This is a genomic window from Neisseria sp. P0021.S007, from assembly GCF_051956855.1.
Map to the genome: position 1 here is coordinate 1 of NZ_JBQCXA010000185.1, position 983 is coordinate 983.

Consider the following 983-nt stretch of genomic DNA (forward strand, 5'->3'; position numbering starts at 1 on the left):
AATCTATGCGGGCCGCCGTACCGGCAATCTGAACGACAACGCATGGGGCATTGGCGGTCGCCGCAGACATTTTGCCGCGGTTCAAAGCGTGTTGCCTGTGAATGAGAATATCAACGTCGGCGCAACCGTCAGCTACATGAAAGACATCGATGTACGCGGCGCGAAGAAAAACGCGGTCTTCGGGGAAATTGGTACGGACATTAAATTTAATGACGATTGGCGTTGGATGGCCGCGGTCAGCAAGTCCAATATCAAAGCTTATAATGATGCCGGACAAAAAATCAAAAATGACGGCGTGTTCACTGAAGTGCGCTATAAATCGGCCGACTGGAACGTCCGTAATTCTTACGACGTATTCTTGAACTACCGCCGTGTCGGTTCGTTGTCCGGTGTCTCTTCTGTTGAGGATTACAGCAAAAACGTCCAAGGCGTGCAAATCGGTGCAACTTATATTCCTTGGAAAAACTGGAAACTCAAAGGCTTCTATTTGGCCGGCAAACAGGTTACGCCTACCGTTGGTACGGATAAACAGGACGTGAACGTTATTCGCGGTCAGTTAGAATATAAATTTTAATCATCGCAAATAAAAAACAGGCAGGATGTCCTGCCTGTTTTTGGTTTTCAGACGGCATGAATATAGGGCCGTCTGAAACAATGGATGAAACGCTTACCAGCTATCGCGCTTCATGCGGTCAAGCTGGCGGCGGTCGCGTTTGGTCGGGCGTCCGTCCGGATAAGCGGCGCTGATGCGGCTGGCTTGGTCGAGTTGTTTTTGAGCTTCGCGTTCGGCAGCCGTTTTCATGTCTTCTTCGTACAGTAAACGCGCTTCCGGTGCCGGCCGGCGTTGATGATTGAGCGCGGCGACTTTGAATTTGTAGGGGAGGGAGTTTAAAGTCATGTCGATGGTGTCGCCGGCGGAAATATTTTTGCTGTTTTTCACCTTCGAACCGTTTACCAAAACCCTGCCCAGCTCAATGTGTTTT

General features: G+C 49.9%; 1 protein-coding gene and 1 pseudogene. One reads left to right on the top strand and one right to left on the bottom strand.

What is annotated here, in order from left to right:
- Positions 1–574 (top strand): annotated as a pseudogene (locus tag ACTHUR_RS12075) (hypothetical protein); the annotation flags it as partial.
- A gap of 93 nt (positions 575–667) precedes the next feature.
- On the opposite strand, the gene ACTHUR_RS12080 reads toward ACTHUR_RS12075, so the two are convergent.
- Positions 668–983, bottom strand: a 316-nt coding sequence (locus tag ACTHUR_RS12080) for an RNA-binding S4 domain-containing protein (RefSeq protein WP_440398730.1), incomplete at its 5' end; no start/stop codon positions are given.